The following is a 19,228-nucleotide window of genomic DNA, read 5'->3' on the forward strand; positions in this document are numbered from 1 at the left end:
CAACGGAGTGCTTTGTATCAAAAAGTGATTTTCCAATAACAAACAACCCCAAGTAGCCAAAATGGCGACTTGAGGTTGTCATTTTACTTAGGCCGAAGCCTACAGTAATAAATTATAGATCGAACTTAACTTCGTCTAATAGCTTGATTGCAGCCGCGTGGTGGTTTGCAATTTCATCTAGAGAAATAGTATCCGCTTTGAACTCGCCCCATGAAGCAACAAGCTCAGAAGGTTTAACATCTGCTTTCACTGGGTATTCGTAGTTCACTTCTGCGTACATGCTTTGCGCTGTGTTACCAGATAGGAATTCCATCAGCTTAACGGCATTCTCTTCATTTGGAGAGTATTTAGCCATTGCCATACCAGAGATGTTTACGTGAGTACCTGTAGTCTCTTGGTTAGGGAAGTTAATGTAAACAGAGTCAGCCCAAGCTTTTTGCTCTTTATCATTAACCATTTTACCTAGGTAGTAGCTGTTACCAAGAGCAACATCACATAGACCTTCTTTAATCGCTTTAACTTGCGCGCGGTCGTTGCCTTGAGGCTTACGTGCTAGGTTTGCTTTTACGCCTTCTAGCCATTCTTTCGTTTCAGCTTCACCTTTGTGAGCAATCATCGAAGATACTAGAGAAACATTGTATGGGTGCTTGCCGCTACGAGTACAGATTTTGCCTTTAAACTCAGGCTTAGTTAGATCTTCGTAAGTGAACTCTTCACCTAGACGACCAACACGGTCACGTGAAGAATAAACGCTACGTGTACGAGTTGTTAGAGCGAACCACTCGTTGTCTGTATCTTGGTATTGAGCTGGGATGTTCTTTTCAAGTACATCGCTCTCTACAGATTGAACCAGACCTTGTTTAGTTAGCTCAGATAGACGGCTGATATCGACAGTTAAGACAACGTCAGCTGGGCTGTATTCGCCCTCTTGAGCCAGCTTCTCTGCTAAACCTTTTTTAGCAAACTTAACGTTTACTTTAATGCCAGTCTCTTTTGTGAACTCTTTGAACATTGGCTCAACAAGGAAAGGTTGACGGTAAGAGTATACGTTTACTTCTTCCGCAGCCATTGCTGTCGGGGCAATTACACCACACGCTAGAGCTGAAAGTGTTAGCAGTTTTTTCATGGTAAAATCCTTTATATCGAAATGATAATCTATATCAGTTGCGTTATTATATTCATCAGTAACATAATTACAATGACGACCAACAAAAAATCCGTCTACTCAGACCATTTAAACCCTCACTTTTGTAACAAACCATTTCAACTTTGTGTCTTGTCATTCCCCTTAAACAATGAGCCTAACTTCAACGCTCGTGTTTATATATTGTGCAAGCGTAAATACAACAAAGCCCCGCAACAAGAGTTGCGGGGCTTTCTTTGTCCAACCTAACCCATTCAGATTAGGCGACGACTGTTGATTATTTTACAGAAACAAACTCAGGGTAAGCGCCGACACCACAATCGTGCATGTCCATACCTTCAAGTTCTTCATCTTCCGTTACTCGGATACCGATTGTTGCTTTAAGCACTGCCCATACTGCTAGGCTCGCACCGAATACCCATGCAAAGATTACTGCTGCACCCATTAGTTGAGCACCAAACGTCGCATCAGCGTTGCTTAGTGGCACAGCCATTAGACCGAAGAAACCACATACACCGTGTACAGAGATAGCACCTACTGGATCATCAATCTTAGCTTTGTCTAGAGCGATGATGCTGAATACAACCAATGCACCAGATACCGAACCAATCGCTACAGCAAATAGAGGTGATGGTGATAGAGGGTCTGCAGTGATTGCTACTAGGCCAGCTAACGCGCCGTTTAGAATCATTGTTAGGTCTGCTTTACCCCAAGTTGTTTTACATACTAGTAGTGCTGCGATTGCGCCAGCTGCTGCTGCTGCGTTGGTGTTAAGGAAGATTTGACCTACTGCTGTTGCGTTCTCAAAATCCGAAACCATCAGTTGAGAACCGCCGTTGAAACCGAACCAACCGAACCAAAGGATAAATGTACCTAGCGTTGCAAGTGGCATGTTTGAACCAGGAATAGGGAAGATTTCACCATTCTTACCGTATTTACCTTTACGAGCGCCGAGTAGTAGAACACCAGCCAACGCTGCTGCTGCACCAGCCATGTGCACGATACCTGAACCTGCGAAGTCACTGAAACCCGCTTCTGATAGGAAACCACCGCCCCAAGTCCAGTAACCTTCAACTGGGTATATGAACGCTGTTAGTACTACAGAGAAGATTAGGAATGACCAAAGCTTCATACGCTCAGCAACCGCACCAGAAACTACAGACATTGCTGTTGCAACGAATACTACCTGGAAGAAGAAGTCTGATTCTAGAGAGTGGTCTGCACCTTCACCTTGTGTACCAATTAGAGTACCAAATGATGGCAACCAACCGCCTTCACCGTTGTCGACATACATGATGTTGTAACCAACCACTAAGAAAGCTGTACAAGCAATCGCGTACAAGCAGATGTTCTTAGTTAAAATTTCTGTGGTGTTCTTTGAACGAACTAGGCCAGCTTCTAACATCGCGAAGCCTGCTGCCATCCACATTACCAACGCACCTGAAATGAGGAAGAAAAAAGTGTCTAGTGCGTAACGTAGTTCCGTTACTGTTGTTGTAAGTTCCATATTAAAATCTCCAGTCCTTGTAATTCTTTAAAGTGCTTCAGCATCCATTTCACCAGTACGAATTCGTACGGCTTGGCTTAAGTCATACACAAAAATTTTGCCATCGCCGATTTTTCCGGTGTGTGCCGCTTGGCTAATCGCTTCAACAACTCGGTCAACATTTTCAGCTTGGGTAGCAATCTCTAGTTTCACCTTTGGTAGGAAATCCACTTGGTACTCTGCACCGCGATACAATTCAGTGTGTCCCTTCTGACGACCAAAGCCTTTCACTTCAGAAACAGTCATACCTTCAATACCCACATCAGAGAGCGCTTCGCGTACATCATCTAATTTGAATGGCTTAACAATGGCATTTATTAATTTCATATTCGTTCCTTAAATTCTTACTTAATCCGTTAATTCTCTTATTACAATCCAAGTAGCGTGCCAAAAAGTTAAGTGACTGATTTTAAACTATATAAACATAATAAGGTCGTAATAAAGAAAAAGACCGCACCAATATGGTGCGGCCTTTTCACTATCTTAATGCGTGATGCTCTTATTGCTCCAGTTTTGGGCAACAGAGCATTCAAAGCTCTAAATAACTAACAAATAGGTGTTCAAGACTAGTAACCTAAAAAATCCATCCAGCGTTCTATGAGCCGTTCGAAATCCTCGATTCCACAGCTTGCTTGGCTTTCACAATTATAGAAGTCGAACTCACTGCCCTCTTCCATCTCTTGCTCATGCGTTAATACGTTTTCTTGAATCGTTACTTCATCTTCATTAATCGCAAGACTGATCTCTTTGCCAAGCAACGTCACTTCATTGCTCAGATCCTGTCGAGATTGCTCAATTAACGCCATCACATGATCTAATTTCTGCCTATCTTTACCGATCTCTTCTTGAAGCCAACGGCCAACAATCTCATGGTCCATGCTGCATTTCACATAGTATTCACCCATTAGAGTGTTTCTAGTAAATTCGAATTCCATAAGGCTCCAAAGCTCTAATAAAAAGAGGTTCAATAAAAGGGTTGTTGCAAAAATGAGGCGAGAGTATATAGCGAAGTTATCAAGAGATCGAGTCGCTCGTCGTCAGCACTCAGACATAAAAAACGCCTTCTACGAATAGAAGGCGTTCAATCAGTTACTTAGTCAGTCAAGCGATTACGCTGGCTCTTGGAAGATAACCGTGTCCGCTTTTTCCGTGTACTGACCCATTTTATGGAAGTTCAGGTAACGGTATGTATCAGCAGCCGTTGCATTAATCTTCTCAGCGTACTCTAAGTACTCTTCTTTCGTTGGGATACGACCTAGAATCGCGCCAACAGCAGAAAGCTCAGCAGAAGCCAGATAAACGTTCGCGCCATTACCTAAGCGGTTCGGGAAGTTACGTGTTGACGTCGACATAACCGTCGAAGCATCAGCAACACGAGCTTGGTTACCCATACATAGTGAACAGCCCGGAGTTTCGATACGTACCCCAGCACGACCGAAGATGCCGTAATAGCCTTCTTCTGTCAGTTGGTCTTTATCCATCTTCGTTGGCGGAGCGACCCATAGGCGAGTATTTAGCGAGCCGTTAAACTCTTCTAGCATCTTACCTGCAGCACGGAAGTGACCGATGTTCGTCATACAAGAACCGATGAATACTTCTTGAATCTCTGTGCCTTGAACGTCAGAAAGAAGACGAGCATCATCTGGATCGTTTGGTGCACATAGGATTGGCTGATCGATGTCAGCAAGATCGATCTCAATAACATGAGCGTATTCCGCATCTGAATCAGCAGATAGCAACTCAGGGTTCGCTAACCACTCTTCCATTGCAGTGATACGACGCTCAATCGTACGAACATCACCGTAACCTTCAGCAATCATCCACTTAAGCATAACGATATTCGAGTTCAGGTACTCATCGATAGACTCTTGAGATAGCTTAACCGTACAACCTGCAGCAGAACGCTCAGCAGATGCATCAGAAAGCTCAAATGCTTGCTCAACAGATAAGTGCTCAACACCTTCAATTTCGAGTACACGACCAGAGAATTCATTGATCTTACCTGCTTTCTCTACCGTTAGTAGACCTTGCTTGATACCGTAAAGAGGAATGGCATGTACTAGGTCACGTAGCGTGATACCCGGTTGCATTTCACCTTTAAAGCGAACCAAGATAGATTCAGGCATATCAAGAGGCATAACGCCTGTTGCCGCAGCAAATGCTACCAAGCCAGAACCCGCAGGGAACGAAATACCTAGAGGGAAACGAGTATGCGAATCACCACCTGTACCTACAGTATCAGGAAGAAGCATACGGTTTAGCCATGAGTGGATAACACCATCACCCGGACGAAGTGAAACACCCGCACGGTTCATAATGAAATCAGGTAGCGTATGGTGAGTATTTACATCGACTGGTTTAGGGTATGCAGATGTGTGACAGAAAGACTGCATTACAAGGTCAGCAGAGAAACCAAGACACGCCAGATCTTTAAGCTCATCACGAGTCATAGGGCCGGTAGTATCTTGAGAACCGACTGTAGTCATTTTAGGTTCACAGTACTGACCAGCACGCACACCTTCAACGCCACATGCTTTACCAACCATCTTCTGAGCTAGCGTGTAGCCTTTATCAGATGCCGATGGGTCGATTGGTTTAGCAAACAGATCCGTTTCTTCTAGACCTAGTGCGTCACGAGCACGACCCGTTAGACCACGACCGATGATCAGTGGGATACGGCCACCAGCACGCACTTCATCAAGAAGTACTTTGCTTAGCTCAAAGCTTGAAATCACAGAACCGTTCTTGTGAACAACACCTTCGTACGGGTAGATATCAATGATATCGCCCATGTTCATGTCTTGTACGTTCAGTTCAATGGGTAGTGCGCCTGAATCTTCCATTGTGTTATAGAAGATTGGTGCAATTTTACCACCAAGACAAACACCGCCAGTACGCTTGTTTGGGACGAATGGGATATCTTCACCCATGAACCAAAGTACTGAGTTTGTTGCCGACTTACGTGAAGAACCTGTACCAACAACATCACCAACGTAAGCCAGTGGAATGCCATCTTTTTGCATTTCTTCAATTTGATTGATTGGACCAACGCTACCCTGTTCATCAGGAGTAATACCATCACGTTCCATCTTCAGCATCGCTTTTGCGTGTACTGGGATATCAGGGCGTGACCATGCATCAGGCGCTGGAGATAAGTCATCGGTGTTCGTTTCACCGGTAACTTTAAATACTTTAACGGTGATCTTTTCCGCTACTTTGTTTTTCGCTGTAAACCATTCAGCATCAGCCCAAGATTGAAGCACTTGTTGCGCAAATGCATTGCCAGCTTTCGCTTTCTCTTCTACGTCATAGAACGCATCGAACATCAGTAGAGTATGAGATAGCGCTTTAACAGCGATTGGAGCAAGCTCTGCATCGTCTAGTAGAGATACTAGAGATTCGATGTTGTAACCGCCTTGCATAGTACCAAGCAGTTCTGCAGCTTTTGCTTTGCTCACTAGTGGAGAAGTTACTTCACCTTTAGTGATAGCCGTAAGAAAGCCAGCTTTTACGTAAGCAGCTTCATCTACACCCGGTGGAATGCGATTTTCGAGAAGGTCAAGAATGATTTCTTCTTCACCTTGAGGTGGATTCTTCAGAAGTTCAACTAGGCCAGCGACTTGCTCAGCATCTAGTGGTCTTGGGACAACTCCCTCGGCAGCACGTTCTTCGACGTGTTTACGGTAGGCTTCAAGCACGACTTTTTTCCTCTCATTGCGGTTCACTTCTTACCTTCATAATTATTAGTAAAATAAAGAAGTGAACATCCTTGGAAACTTGGCTCTCCATTGCCATTTTTGTCATTCAATTTGTATTGATGAGCGGCATCATAGAGGCCAAACTGTGGGCGGTAGAATAGCAAATTTAACGTTAAATTAAAATCTTATCATTTTGACCAACATAGCAAGTTAAGACGAAAGTCCCACTATTTTTGCCTAATTACGCACTTAAATGGCGACTCTACGCATGATTATTTGTAGGAAGTACCTACAATCAGATACACCGAATCGAAGTTATCTTCAGTTCGGCCATAAGCTAAAATGATCGGCCCGATTGGCGAATCGACACCCGCGAAAACAGAACCCGCGGTGTACATTGGCGCCTCATCAATACTCAAATCATTGTTCGACCAAACGCCACCATGCTCAATGGATGCACCCACGTAGAATGGTGATTCAAAGAGGCCGAAGTCATTTTCAAACCACTTATAACGATAGATAAGGCTGGTATAGGCCAAGTTCTGACCTATCATACTATTCCTTGGAATACCTGACAGGTTTAAAAAGCCACCGAGTTCTTTAGGGGCAACAGGAAAAATCGAGTTTTTACTTTCTACAATACCGTAATCAAGCTTTGCGACTAAAGTATGCTTATCGATACTCTTTGCAGCCATTAAATTAGCCGAAAACTCATAAACAGTATCGCTCTCAGACGTCAACTCTGTTTCGTTAATAGAAGTATCATTCTGAAAGTCATCATGAGAAACAAGGTACTCTAAATCGACAAAGTAACCCTTGGTCGGTAAGCTGAAATTATCCAAAGTATCCAATCGGTAACCCATGAAGCCACCAATACGCTTGTAACCACCATTGCCCAATGAAGGTAACGAAGAAACCTCAACATCCCCATCAGTATAACGAACACCAAATTTCAGCTCCTGCCACAAGGTCGGTTGATAGCCTAATGCCAATTCACCGACATATTCACTATACGTCATAGGGAGATAATCTTTCGTTACGTCCAGTGTCGGCTCTTCAATATCATCAATATTTGCGGGTAGGTTTCTGTTCTCTTTGCTGTAAACAACCGATGCCGAAGTAAACAGCTTTTGACTCGAAAAGAATGGCGAGTAAAGTTCCGCTTCAATTCGTTTGTCCGTTCCCATCTCGATATTGGTTCTTAACTCTGCACCATGCTTATTAATATCAGTAAAGTTGGCTGAAACACCGATCGAGTACTGACTGGTAGTAGAGAAATCATCTTCAAGAAAGAATCGAAAGTTGAGATAGTTTGGACCCCAAGATTTTTCGTTCACATCGACCTTTAGTTGATCCTCGCCATCCACGGTGTCAAATTCATAAGTCACCAACTCGAATCTATCTAACGCATAGAGGTCTTGCACTTTAGATTCAATTTCACTGGTCTTTAAGATCTTACCTGAATCAAGGTTTAAGCGATTTTCGAGCAACTTATCTGAGTAGTGGGTATTGTTGTTGATAACAACCCGGTCAACGACGGTCTTATCGCCGTGTTTTAGCTGTCTGCGTGCTTTTTGTTTATCCTCTATATAATGTTGATAATCGGCATTTGAGAGCGATAGCTTGGAAAGTTCATCAGTATGCTGCTTGGCGGCTTCATAACCAGCTAGGAAAGCCGATGGCATTTTATCAAAGTCAGTCGTCTCCATTTCCCCAACATCAGGGCGCAGGAAGACGTCATCGTCTGTTAGTGTTTCAGCTTGCTCTTGGGTGCTGCGTTGAACAAGATAATTAGAGAGTTGGTCAGCTGCGGCAAGAAAATTCGTAAAATCATCTTTGCCTTTGTAGTTGGTACTGATATCCACCGCAATGACGATGTCTGCTCCCATCGCTCTGGCAACGTCGACTGGCATGTTATTGGTGACACCACCATCAACTAGCATTCGACCATCTAGGGCATAAGGGGGAAGAGCTCCAGGAACTGACATACTGGCCATCATGGCATCAACAAGGTGACCATGGTCGATGACCACCTCTTCAAGTTCTATGATGTCGGTTGCGACAGAACGGTATGGGATAGCAAGGTTGTCGAAAGAGTCGAAAGAAGATAGATTTCCGGTGGTCTCACGCAAAATACGCAACATATTCTGGCCTTGAACCACACCTTTTCTCGCTTTGATTTCACCCCAACCTAAACCGAGGTCGGTGTTCAATTGATAGCGATCTTCATACTCTTTATCACGCACACGGCGATCACTACGGTTAACGCGATCGCGATAGCCGCGATTCCAATCCACCGTATAGATAAAACTTTCAATCTCGTCCGCGCTCATCCCTGTCGCATAAAGACCACCAACGTAGGCGCCCATACTTGTACCAGTGATGTAATCGACCGGGATTTGCATCTCTTCTAACGCTTTAAGCACACCGATGTGGGCAGCACCTTTCGCTCCCCCACCAGCAAGAACGACAGCGACGGTTGGCCTTTTATGAGCTTGTGCAAGTTCAACGTGTTCTGATGAATCAACCTTCGCCACAGTTGCTGCAAACAGTTGAAAACTGATCACTGTACCGACAACACCTAAGCTGCTCACTAACCAACGAGAAATCATTCTTTAAACTATCCTTGTCATTGTTTTCTGTTATGACTTTACCACTGAAAAAGCTTCTTTAGCCACTGTTTTGGTTGACTTTCACAGCCCTTTTTAATGTTCCCGCCTTCATCCCAAACTGGCAATTTAACGGTACCATCACAGTCAAACTCTAAAGCGCCTTCGGGAGTTCGAGTAAAGCTGGCGGTCGCAATCCCTGTCGGCCAAGGCAGCAATAACTGTTCTGGTGTTCTTTGCTTCAAGTAATCGGCATAGACACGCAGCGCACCACTAGAACCTGTCAGTTTAGTCGGTTTATTGTCATCACGCCCGAGCCAAATCGTCGTCACTTCACGACCATCGACACCAACAAACCAACTATCGCGACTGTCGTTACTGGTGCCCGTTTTACCGGCTAACCCTGCCCATGCAAACTGACCTTGTAGGAAGCGTCCAGTGCCTTCCGACACACCACGTTTCATCGCATAGGTTGTTAGCCAAGCGGCTTGTTGATCAACACTTTGCGATACGCGAGGGATTGATTGATATAAAACCTCACCATCGTTATCAACCACAGAGCGAAGCGCAGACAACGGGGCAATACGCCCAGAGTTGGTGATTGTTTGGTACATCTGTGCAACTTGGAACGGAGTCAGTGAGAATGAACCCAAAAACATCGATGGCACTGGGCGAATCTCATTTTTATCGACACCCAGTTTTCCAATCGTGTCTGAGACACTATCAATACCTAACTGCATTCCCAATCGAACCGTTGGCACGTTATAAGATTTCGAAAGCGCCACATACAAGGGCACATCGCCACGGAACTTACGATCGAAGTTTCTTGGGCTCCATACGCTACCTTTACTGCCTTTCAAGCTCAGTGGAGTGTCCTTCAATGTTGTCGCCAACGTGTATTTCTGGGGCTGTTCCAATGCGGTTAGGTAGATTGCAGGCTTAACCAAAGAACCAATAGGACGACTCGCGTTCAAGGCACGGTTAAAGCCATCGTAGCCAGTACGCTTACCACCGACCATCGCTCGGATTTCACCGGTATTTCTATCCACGGCAATAGCCGCAGCTTCCAGTTTGTTACCTGCGGTTTTCGATAAATCAGGCACCTTGCGAGCAATCGACTTCTCTAACTTATCTTGAGACACCGGATCCAGAGAGGTGAAGACTCGAATCCCTTTTTTCGCCTCAAATCGGTCGCCGACATACTTCTTAAGCTCAATATTTACTTGTTGGAAGTAAGCTGGCTGACGGCTAGCAATGCGTGGGTTGTCTTGAATATCCAAATCACGACTCGCCGCCTCTTCGTATTGTCGCGGAGTTAATATGTCTTGCTGCATCAACAAGCGAAGAACCAGATCTCGTCGAGTCTTAGTACGCTCAGGATAACGAACCGGATTGTAATACGATGGCCCTTTCACCATACCAACAAGCAGTGCTAGCTGATCGATGCGGAGCTCTTGAATTGGCTGTCCGAAGTACAAGCGAGATGCTAAACCGAAACCATGGATCGCTTGCCCACCATTTTGCCCAAGATAAACCTCGTTTAAATAAGCCTCTAGGATACGGTCTTTGCTGTAACGATGGTCCAAAATAAGTGCAATGTAAGCTTCACGAACCTTACGCCACAATGTACGTTCACTCGACAGGAACAGGTTTTTTGCCAGCTGTTGTGTCAGCGTACTACCACCTTGTACCGTTCGCCCGGCTTTGACGTTAACGACCATTGCACGAGCGATGGCCAGTGGCGACACACCATCGTGTTGATAGAAGTTTCGGTCTTCGGTTGCTAATAAGGCATCAACCATCACTTCTGGGAATTGATTACGTTTTAAGAACAGGCGCTGCTCATCGTTACTTTTCTCAAGCATGCCAAGCATTTTCGGTTCAACACGCAGATAACCCATGTCGCCTTTCTTCTCTAGCGACTGAATACGAGTTAACTCATTACCGTTGAAATGCAGCATCACATGACGATCCGCTTCCGGTCCATCGACAAACTCGAATGGACGACGAATCATTTCAATCTTAGTTGAAGAGGAAGAGTATTCGCCAGGGTGACGAGGAGCATTCACCTTACGATAATTAAGTACATCGAGCTCATTCTTAACCTGTACCAAACTTACCGGAGTTCCCGGAGACAGGTCTAGCACTCGCGCATAAACGACCGTTGGCAAATCAAACAATTGACCTTCAAAACGCTGTTTGACCACAGAATCAAGATAAATGCCGACGAACAACAGCAATGCCGCGAGCGCCAAGCCCGCTTTCCAAGAAATGCCCCATAGGATCTTCAACCAACCTCTTTTGCCTGTTTTCTTAGCCTTAGGTTTGGTCTTTTTCGCAGCCGATCTTGGTTTTCTTGGCTTGGCTTTGGTCGCTGGTGACTTCTTTGCTGGCGCTTTTTTAGGTGGTGCCTTTTTTGGCGTTAACATTTTGGTCATCATCGATTCAACTGTCGTTTGGTTTTAGTGGTTGCTACATGGTTAGCAGGGTCATCCGGCCAAGAATGTTTTGGGTAACGGCCTTTCATTTCTTTTTGTACTTCTTTGTACGCGCCAGCCCAAAAGCCGGCTAAATCTTGAGTAATTTGCAGTGGTCGCTGTGCTGGAGAAAGTAGCTCAAGCACTACTTTTTTACGCCCTTGCGCGATCAATGGCGAGTCTTGTTCTCCAAAGACTTCCTGCATTCGCACTGAGATCACTGGTTCAGACTTATATTGATAACGAATAGCCTTCTTACTGCCTGTCGGCATCAGATAGTGCGTTGGCAGCCATTGGTCGATTTCTTGATTCAAAGGCCAACCAAGATAAGCAGACAATGCCTGTTCAATCGAAACACTAGCCAGCCCTTTTGCCGATTTAATGCCATTCAGATAGGGTGATAGCCACTCATCAAGGTGTTCAATTAAACTCGCGTCATCCATCGCTGGCCAATCATGCTCTGGCATCCAAAGTTCTGCACAGCGTACACGCTCAACCAACTGCTTAGCCGAAAGTGTCCAATGTAAGCGATCCAATCCGCATCGAGCGACATAATTGAGCAGCGCTTGGCTCACCTGATTCGCATCGGGATCGGGTAAAGCTTTGGTACTGATAATCAACTTACCCAAAGACACTCGCTGCTCGGCAACTAAACGGCCACGTTTCTCATCCCAATCGGCGTAATCGGAACGCACAAACAGTTTTGGAAATTCAGATTCTAACTGCGAGATATCAACCGCAATGGCTAAGAAAATTTGACTGGCTCGCCCTGTACTGCGCATTAAATCAATCACTACGACATAGTCATTGTTCGCCAATGGGTCATCGTCACGAACCTCAGCGCCATGACCATTCGCCAGAAGGAAAGCATTGCTGGTCGCGCTTCTCACTTGTGCAATCCGATCTGGAAAGGCAAAACAAAGCACTAATGGTAGCAATGATTCGTCGACTTGTGACAAATCTAAGTGATGATTGAGTTTGCTCGCGAGACTTTTCGCTCGCTGCATCACCACGCTATTTTTCGAGTGTTTTCTTTGCTTAAGTCGATGCAAAGAGTGCTGAATATCGGTGACGTTGCGTTCAGGCTCTTCAAGCAAAGCTGCGGCTACAATCGCGACATTCAATAAAGCAGGACTGCTTTGCTGCGCTTTAACCAACATGCTGGCAATACGAGGCTCTAAACCTAAACGTTGGGCCTGTTTTCCTAATGCCGTAAATTGACCATTATCGTCTAACAATTCAAGAGTCTGTAAGAGTTGCTTGGCTTGTCCAATAGAAGCTTTTGGTGGAACGTCTAACCATTGCAGATCATCGGCACTCACAGCCCCCCATTGCGTCAATTCAGACACCAACGAAGAGAGATCTGAATGTAGAATTTCAGGCTCAGGTACAGCAGGTTGCTGCATTAACTGCGTTTCGCTGTACAAGCGAACACACAGACCTTCTTCAATTCGACCTGCACGGCCTGCACGCTGCTCAGCGGAAGACTGCGAGATTTTCACTTGCTCAAGCTTAGTAATGCCGGTTTTAAGATCGAATTTCGCCACACGTTCGAGCCCGGAATCGACCACTAATCGAATACCTTCAATCGTCAAAGAAGTCTCAGCAATATTGGTCGCTAACACCACCTTTCGACGCCCTTTCTCTGATGGCGCGATTGCTTTCTGCTGTTGAGAAAAGCTGAGTTGGCCATACAAAGGACACACATCGATATCGCTAGCGAGTTGTTCCAGTTGAGATTCGACTTGCTTAATCGCAGAAACGCCCGGTAAGAAGGCTAAAAGTGAGCCTGACTCTTTCTCCATCAGAGAGCGAATCACGTTGGCCATTTTAGGAGCTAGATATTCATTGGCAGTCAAAGGCTGGTAACGGAAATCGACCGGAAAAGTACGACCTTGTGATTCAACGTATTTGGCATTCGGTAGCAAAGATTGCAGCGCTTGTTGATCTAAAGTTGCCGACATCACAACCACTTTTAGATCGTCACGCAACGCATCTTGGATCTCTAAGCTAAAGGCCAATGCGGTATCTGCATGAATACTGCGCTCGTGAAATTCATCAAAGATCACAATATCAACGCCAGTCAATTCAGGGTCGGTTTGGATCATTCTGGTCATGATCCCTTCGGTGACGATTTCCAAGCGAGTTGAACTACTGGTTTTAGATTCACCACGAACTCTAAAACCAATGCTCTCTCCCACCTTTTCTCCCAATTGATTCGCTAAGTAAGTAGCAATATTCCTTGCCGCCAAACGCCTCGGTTCAAGCATGATAATTTTACCTTGAACGGCGTTGGTCTTAACTAACTGTAAAGGGAAGAATGTTGACTTACCCGCACCGGGAGCGGCCTTTAGAATAAGTTGAGTGTGTGTTTCTACGCCAGCGAGCAGATCTGGCATCACAGCTTCTATGGGCAGTTGTGGCAATGGGAGAACCTTGTGGTGTAATGTTGGCAACATTGTACATAAAAACCTACCTGTCTAAATAAGTAATATGCACTTCAATCCTCCATTAGAGTCAGCGACTCTTATTAAACGCTATAAACGCTTTCTCACTGACATCCAACTTCCTGACGGCAGCGAGCGTACTATTCACTGCGCTAACACTGGAGCGATGACAGGATGTGCGACTCCTGGCAATACGGTGTGGTACTCAACATCCGATAATGCAAAAAGAAAATACCCAAACAGCTGGGAGATCTCAGAAACAGAGAAAGGTCATCGTATTTGCGTAAATACTGCGCGGGCAAACCAGCTAGCAGTGGAAGCAATTGAAAATGGGACTATAGTTGAACTCTTAGGTTATAACGCGTTACGAACCGAAGTGAAATATGGCAGTGAGAATAGTCGCATTGATATTCTGCTTGAAGATAACGAAAAGCCACCTTGCTATATCGAAGTAAAAAGCGTCACCTTGCTCGACGAGCAGCAAATATCAACTAAACAACAAGCGTCAACCGAAGGGCAAGGTTTTTTCCCTGATGCGGTTACAACCAGAGGTCAAAAACATCTGCGCGAACTCACAAAAATGGTCGAATCTGGCAATAGAGCCGTACTTTTATTCACTGTTTTACATTCAGGTATTGAAAAAGTGTCTGCGGCACACCATATAGACGCCAAATATTCGTTATTACTAAAACAAGCACAAGACGCTGGAGTTGAAGTGCTTTGCTATAAAGCAGAGCTCAGCAGTACTCAAATACAACTAAAACAAGCTGTTGAATTTATCAATAGCTAAGCAAAGATGCTGAACTAATCACATTGATTGCAAGTTTTAGTAAGAGTATTTGCCACCATTCGTTCTTTCTGCTATAGATACCCGCCTTAAAATTAGCTGCTTTGCAGTTGACTAGGTGTAAATAGGAGATGCTGTATGCCAGAATCTAAGAAAAAAGCGCTAGGCATCCTAGCCATCGCAGGTGTTGAACCGTACCAAGAAAAGCCAGGTGAAGAGTACATGTCACCTGAGCAAACGGAACATTTTACAAAAATTTTAGCAGCTTGGCGCAACCAGCTCAGGGAAGAAGTTGATCGTACTGTGCACCACATGCAGGACGAAGCAGCGAATTTCCCAGACCCAGTTGACCGTGCTTCTCAAGAAGAAGAATTCAGCCTAGAGTTACGTAATCGTGACCGTGAGCGTCGTCTTATCAAAAAAATTGAGAAGACATTAGACAAGATCGAAGAAGACGATTTCGGCTTCTGTGATTCTTGCGGTATCGAGATTGGCATTCGTCGCCTTGAAGCTCGTCCAACTGCTGATCTTTGTATTGACTGTAAAACACTTGCAGAGATCAAAGAGAAACAGATGCAAGGTTAATTCTTGCAGATGTAAAGAAAGGGAGCCTTGGCTCCCTTTTTTGTTTGTTATCCAAGCGAAGTATTTCACACGCTTGATAGTAAATAGCAGCTTTAAGCCTTTGTTCTATACATCAAACCTTGTTTATAGAGATTGAAGCTTAGTTCTACGTATTAAAGCTCTTGTTAAACGTCTTAAGAATCGGCTACTGCGGTACCATTTAGATTAGGTTGTTCACTCATGAATTATATCGGGCGCTTTGCACCATCACCGTCAGGTCCTCTTCATTTTGGCTCACTTGTTGCTGCTCTTGGTAGCTACTTTCAAGCGAAATCTAACCAAGGAAAATGGTTAGTTCGTATGGAAGACCTAGATCCACCAAGAGAAATGGTCGGCGCTGCAGACCTCATTCTTAAGACACTTGAGGCTTATCACCTATTTTGGGATAGTGAAGTCGTCTATCAGAGCCAACGTCATGGCTTGTATCAAGCTCAAATCGATCAATGGGTCGCCGATAAACAAGCCTACTACTGCCAATGCACCCGCAAGCAGATAAAAGCTTTGGGTGGCTTTTACAATGGTCATTGTCGAGATGCAGGCTTAATTGATTCAGGTGAACAGGCAGTTCGCTTGTGCATGGACTTTCCAGTAGAGTCGTTTGACGATGTTCGTCACGGTACAATCCAGATACCTAAAGCATTAGCTGAAGAAGATTTTATTATCAAACGCCGAGATGGATTGTTTGCTTATAACTTGGCGGTTGTCCTTGATGATATCGACCAAGGTGTAACCGAAGTTGTTAGAGGCGCAGACCTAATCGAACCAACAGGTCGACAAATCAGTTTGTATAAGACACTCAAGAAAAAAACAGTGAGCTACTTGCACTTACCATTGGCAACCGATGGCTTGGGGAATAAACTGTCAAAACAGAACCATGCCACCGCGATAGATCTCGACAACCCAAAACCAACGTTACTCAACGCTATGCGATTTTTAGGTTTTGATATCCCAACAGCCCTTTGTGAGGCTTCAATGGATGAGATTTTATTGTGGGGCAGCCTGCAATGGAACGTCAGTCAGTTACCTGATAGTTTACAAAAAGAGCACTGTAATTAGCTCGAAAATCACGGCAAATAGCAAAAACGACACATAAAAATGCCATAACCAACCACAGTGGTTAAGCAGACGATGTTCTCAAATGGCTCGCGCTAAGCTATTATTAGCCGCAATTAAACTCTGCACTACCACTTTGGACTAAGAGAAAAACAAAGTTGGCGATACCTACTTTGTTCTAAACTAATGAATACAAACGACAATACCCCAAGCGAACAACGCGGATTCCACGAATTAGCACTGAATATTTATACTCGTCAAGAGCACAATATTTCACGCAAGCAGATCAGTGACAACGCACTAAAAGTGTTATATCGCCTGAATGGTGCGGGTTTTGACGCGTTTTTAGTCGGTGGTGGTGTACGCGATATCTTATTAGGCTCTCAGCCAAAAGATTTTGATATTGCGACCAACGCAACGCCAGAACAAATCAAACACCTATTTAGAAACTGTCGCCTTATTGGTCGCCGTTTTCGATTAGCACATATCATGTTTGGCCGAGACATCATTGAAGTAGCGACTTTCCGTGGCCACCATCAGGAACCATCGAAAAACGTTTCTGCCCAATCAGAAGAAGGCATGTTGCTACGCGATAACGTATACGGCAATGTTGATGAAGATGCAGAGCGTCGTGACTTCACTATTAATGCGATGTACTACAACATTGCAGACTACAGCATCCACGATTACGCTGGTGGTGTAGAAGATTTAGAAGATAAACTGATACGCCTGATTGGCGATCCAGAAACGCGTTACCGCGAAGACCCAGTACGTATGCTACGTGCAATGCGCTTCGCCGCTAAACTGGATTTTGATATCGAAGAAGATACTGCCGACCCTATCGAAGAGTTAGCGCATCTTCTAAAAGATATCCCAGCAGCACGCCTTTACGAAGAGTCTCTGAAGTTACTGCAATCAGGCCACGGTTTAGAAACCTACCACTTGATGCGCGAGTACAACCTGTTTCAACAGATGTTCCCATCAATCGCTGAGCACTTTACAGAGAGTTACGATTCTCACACAGAACAGATGCTTGACTTGGTGCTCGACTCTACCGACCTTCGCATCGAAGATGGCAAACGAGTAAACCCTGCGTTTATGTTTGCTGCGATCCTTTGGTATCCAATGAACAAGTTGGCAGACAAGCTAGTCGCAGAGCAAGGCATGGCGCACTACGATGCGATCATGGAAGCAAGCAACATCATCCTTGACCAGCAAGTAAAATCTATTGCCATCCCTCGTCGTCACACAGCAACCATTCGTGAAGTTTGGCTGCTGCAATTACGACTGCCTCGCCGCAACGGTAAACGCGCCGTTCGCCTAATGGAGCTGAACAAGTTCCGTGCAGGCTACGATTTCCTAGAAATGCGTGGTGAGATTGAAGGTGGCGAAACCAAAGATCTAGCGAAATGGTGGGAGCGCTACCAAACAGCCGGTCGCAATATGCGCCAAGCTATGGCTAATGACGTAGCAGCACCAGCAAAGTCGGGCAATCGTCGCCGTAAGACTTACCGAAACAAAAAGAGTAAGCAATCAGAATGATCACTGCTTACATTGCGGTCGGCAGCAACCTTGCCGACCCAGTTAGCCAAGCAAATTTGGCTATCGAAACGCTAAAAAACCTACCGCGATCAACGTTTGTTGCGACCTCACAGCTATATAGTAGCACTCCAATGGGGCCACAAAATCAACCGGACTACATCAACGCGGTAGTGGCAATCCAAACCGAATTAACGCCAATTGAACTGCTTGATTGCACTCAAAAAATCGAGCTAGAGCAAGGGCGCGTCCGTAAAGACGAGCGTTGGGGGCCAAGAACCTTGGATCTCGACATTGTGTTATACGGCAATGAGGTGATCGATTCAGAGCGCTTAATCGTTCCTCATTACGGAATGAAAGAACGAGAGTTTGTACTCTACCCGCTTGCTGAAATCGCACCAAGTTTACAACTCCCTGATGGGACTGAGCTGACAGAACTACTCAAAATAGTAGATAAGAACGGGCTCAATGTTTGGCAGCAATAGCCAAACGCATTAAGGAAAACCAATGAAAAAAGTAACCATTAACGACCTTATCAAATGCAAAACTGAAGGCCGTAAATTCGCGACTTCGACAGCTTACGATGCGAGCTTTGCTCAATTATTCGAAAGCCAAGAAATGCCAGTGCTGCTTGTCGGTGATTCACTGGGTATGGTTCTACAAGGCCATAACGACACTCTACCAGTTACCGTTGAAGAGATTGCTTACCATACGCGCTCAGTGCGTGCAGGTAGCCCTAACTGCCTTCTTATGGCTGACATGCCTTTCATGAGCTATGCAACTCCAGAGCAAGCTTGTGAGAGCGCAGCAACCTTAATGCGTGCTGGCGCGAACATGGTAAAAATCGAAGGCGGAAGCTGGTTGGTTGATACTGTGAAAATGCTAACAGAGCGTGCTGTACCAGTATGTGCACACTTGGGTTTAACGCCTCAGTCTGTGAACATCTTTGGTGGTTACAAGATTCAAGGCCGTGACGACGAGCAAGCCGATAAAATGGTTGCTGATGCTCTAGCATTGCAAAATGCAGGCGCACAAATCGTTCTACTTGAATGTGTACCAGCTTCATTGGCAAAACGAATTACAGAAGCTTGTGACGTACCGGTTATCGGTATCGGCGCAGGTAACGTTACCGATGGTCAGATCCTTGTTATGCATGACATGTTCGGTATTTCTGCGAATTACATGCCGAAATTCTCTAAGAATTTCCTAGCTGAAACAGGTGATATGCGTAAGGCTGTAGCTCTATACAAAGAAGAAGTAGAGAGCGCGCGCTTCCCTGATGAAGCTCATACAATCGCTTAGGA

Annotated in this window: 14 protein-coding genes; 6 read left to right on the forward strand and 8 right to left on the reverse strand. The window is 45.0% G+C overall.

Going from position 1 to position 19,228, the window contains the following annotated elements:
* Positions 1-112 precede the first annotated feature (112 nt).
* The 8 genes from ITG09_13305 to hrpB all read right to left on the reverse strand — a co-directional run bounded on the left by ITG09_13305 (position 113) and on the right by hrpB (position 13,933).
* A complete protein-coding gene (locus tag ITG09_13305) occupies positions 113-1,126 on the reverse strand; it encodes a Fe(3+) ABC transporter substrate-binding protein (protein ID UPR51665.1) in 1,014 nt (337 codons plus the stop codon).
* A gap of 295 nt (positions 1,127-1,421) precedes the next feature.
* Complete coding sequence (locus ITG09_13310) at positions 1,422-2,651, reverse strand: ammonium transporter (GenBank protein UPR51666.1); 1,230 nt, start codon at positions 2,649-2,651, stop codon at positions 1,422-1,424.
* Between the two features lie 27 nt (positions 2,652-2,678).
* Positions 2,679-3,017: a P-II family nitrogen regulator gene (glnK, locus tag ITG09_13315; GenBank protein UPR51667.1), complete on the reverse strand. Its 339-nt coding sequence runs from the start codon at positions 3,015-3,017 to the stop codon at positions 2,679-2,681.
* Positions 3,018-3,256: 239 nt separating this feature from the next.
* Positions 3,257-3,625, reverse strand: coding sequence for a YacL family protein (locus ITG09_13320; GenBank protein UPR51668.1), 369 nt, complete (start codon positions 3,623-3,625; stop codon positions 3,257-3,259).
* 174 nt (positions 3,626-3,799) lie between these two features.
* Positions 3,800-6,388, reverse strand: a complete 2,589-nt coding sequence (acnB, locus tag ITG09_13325) for a bifunctional aconitate hydratase 2/2-methylisocitrate dehydratase (protein UPR51669.1) — start codon at positions 6,386-6,388, stop codon at positions 3,800-3,802.
* 272 nt (positions 6,389-6,660) lie between these two features.
* Positions 6,661-9,000: a patatin-like phospholipase family protein gene (locus ITG09_13330; protein ID UPR51670.1), complete on the reverse strand. Its 2,340-nt coding sequence runs from the start codon at positions 8,998-9,000 to the stop codon at positions 6,661-6,663.
* A gap of 38 nt (positions 9,001-9,038) precedes the next feature.
* Entirely contained in the window at positions 9,039-11,438 is a 2,400-nt protein-coding gene (gene mrcB / locus ITG09_13335; protein ID UPR51671.1) for a penicillin-binding protein 1B, read from the reverse strand.
* Positions 11,435-13,933 (reverse strand): ATP-dependent helicase HrpB, encoded by a 2,499-nt coding sequence (gene hrpB, locus ITG09_13340; protein UPR51672.1) that lies wholly within the window; start codon positions 13,931-13,933, stop codon positions 11,435-11,437. Before hrpB ends, mrcB begins: the two co-directional genes overlap by 4 nt.
* 34 nt (positions 13,934-13,967) lie before the next feature.
* Here hrpB and sfsA point away from each other — a divergent pair, with 34 nt between their 5' ends.
* From sfsA to panB, 6 genes are all read left to right on the forward strand, one after another.
* Positions 13,968-14,711: a DNA/RNA nuclease SfsA gene (gene sfsA / locus ITG09_13345; GenBank protein UPR51673.1), complete on the forward strand. Its 744-nt coding sequence runs from the start codon at positions 13,968-13,970 to the stop codon at positions 14,709-14,711.
* Between the two features lie 135 nt (positions 14,712-14,846).
* Positions 14,847-15,293, forward strand: a complete 447-nt coding sequence (dksA, locus tag ITG09_13350) for an RNA polymerase-binding protein DksA (GenBank protein UPR51674.1) — start codon at positions 14,847-14,849, stop codon at positions 15,291-15,293.
* Between the two features lie 219 nt (positions 15,294-15,512).
* Positions 15,513-16,388, forward strand: a complete 876-nt coding sequence (gene gluQRS / locus ITG09_13355; protein ID UPR51675.1) for a tRNA glutamyl-Q(34) synthetase GluQRS — start codon at positions 15,513-15,515, stop codon at positions 16,386-16,388.
* Between the two features lie 183 nt (positions 16,389-16,571).
* On the forward strand, positions 16,572-17,927 hold the full coding sequence (gene pcnB, locus ITG09_13360) for a polynucleotide adenylyltransferase PcnB (protein ID UPR51676.1): 1,356 nt from the start codon (positions 16,572-16,574) through the stop codon (positions 17,925-17,927).
* Positions 17,924-18,409, forward strand: a complete 486-nt coding sequence (gene folK / locus ITG09_13365; protein ID UPR51677.1) for a 2-amino-4-hydroxy-6-hydroxymethyldihydropteridine diphosphokinase — start codon at positions 17,924-17,926, stop codon at positions 18,407-18,409. The genes pcnB and folK overlap by 4 nt, the downstream gene beginning before the upstream one ends.
* A 22-nt stretch (positions 18,410-18,431) precedes the next feature.
* Complete coding sequence (panB, locus tag ITG09_13370) at positions 18,432-19,226, forward strand: 3-methyl-2-oxobutanoate hydroxymethyltransferase (GenBank protein UPR51678.1); 795 nt, start codon at positions 18,432-18,434, stop codon at positions 19,224-19,226.
* The last annotated feature ends 2 nt before the right edge of the window (positions 19,227-19,228 follow it).

It is taken from the genome of Vibrio cyclitrophicus (assembly GCA_023206055.1).
Classification (GTDB): Bacteria; Pseudomonadota; Gammaproteobacteria; order Enterobacterales; family Vibrionaceae; genus Vibrio; species Vibrio cyclitrophicus_A.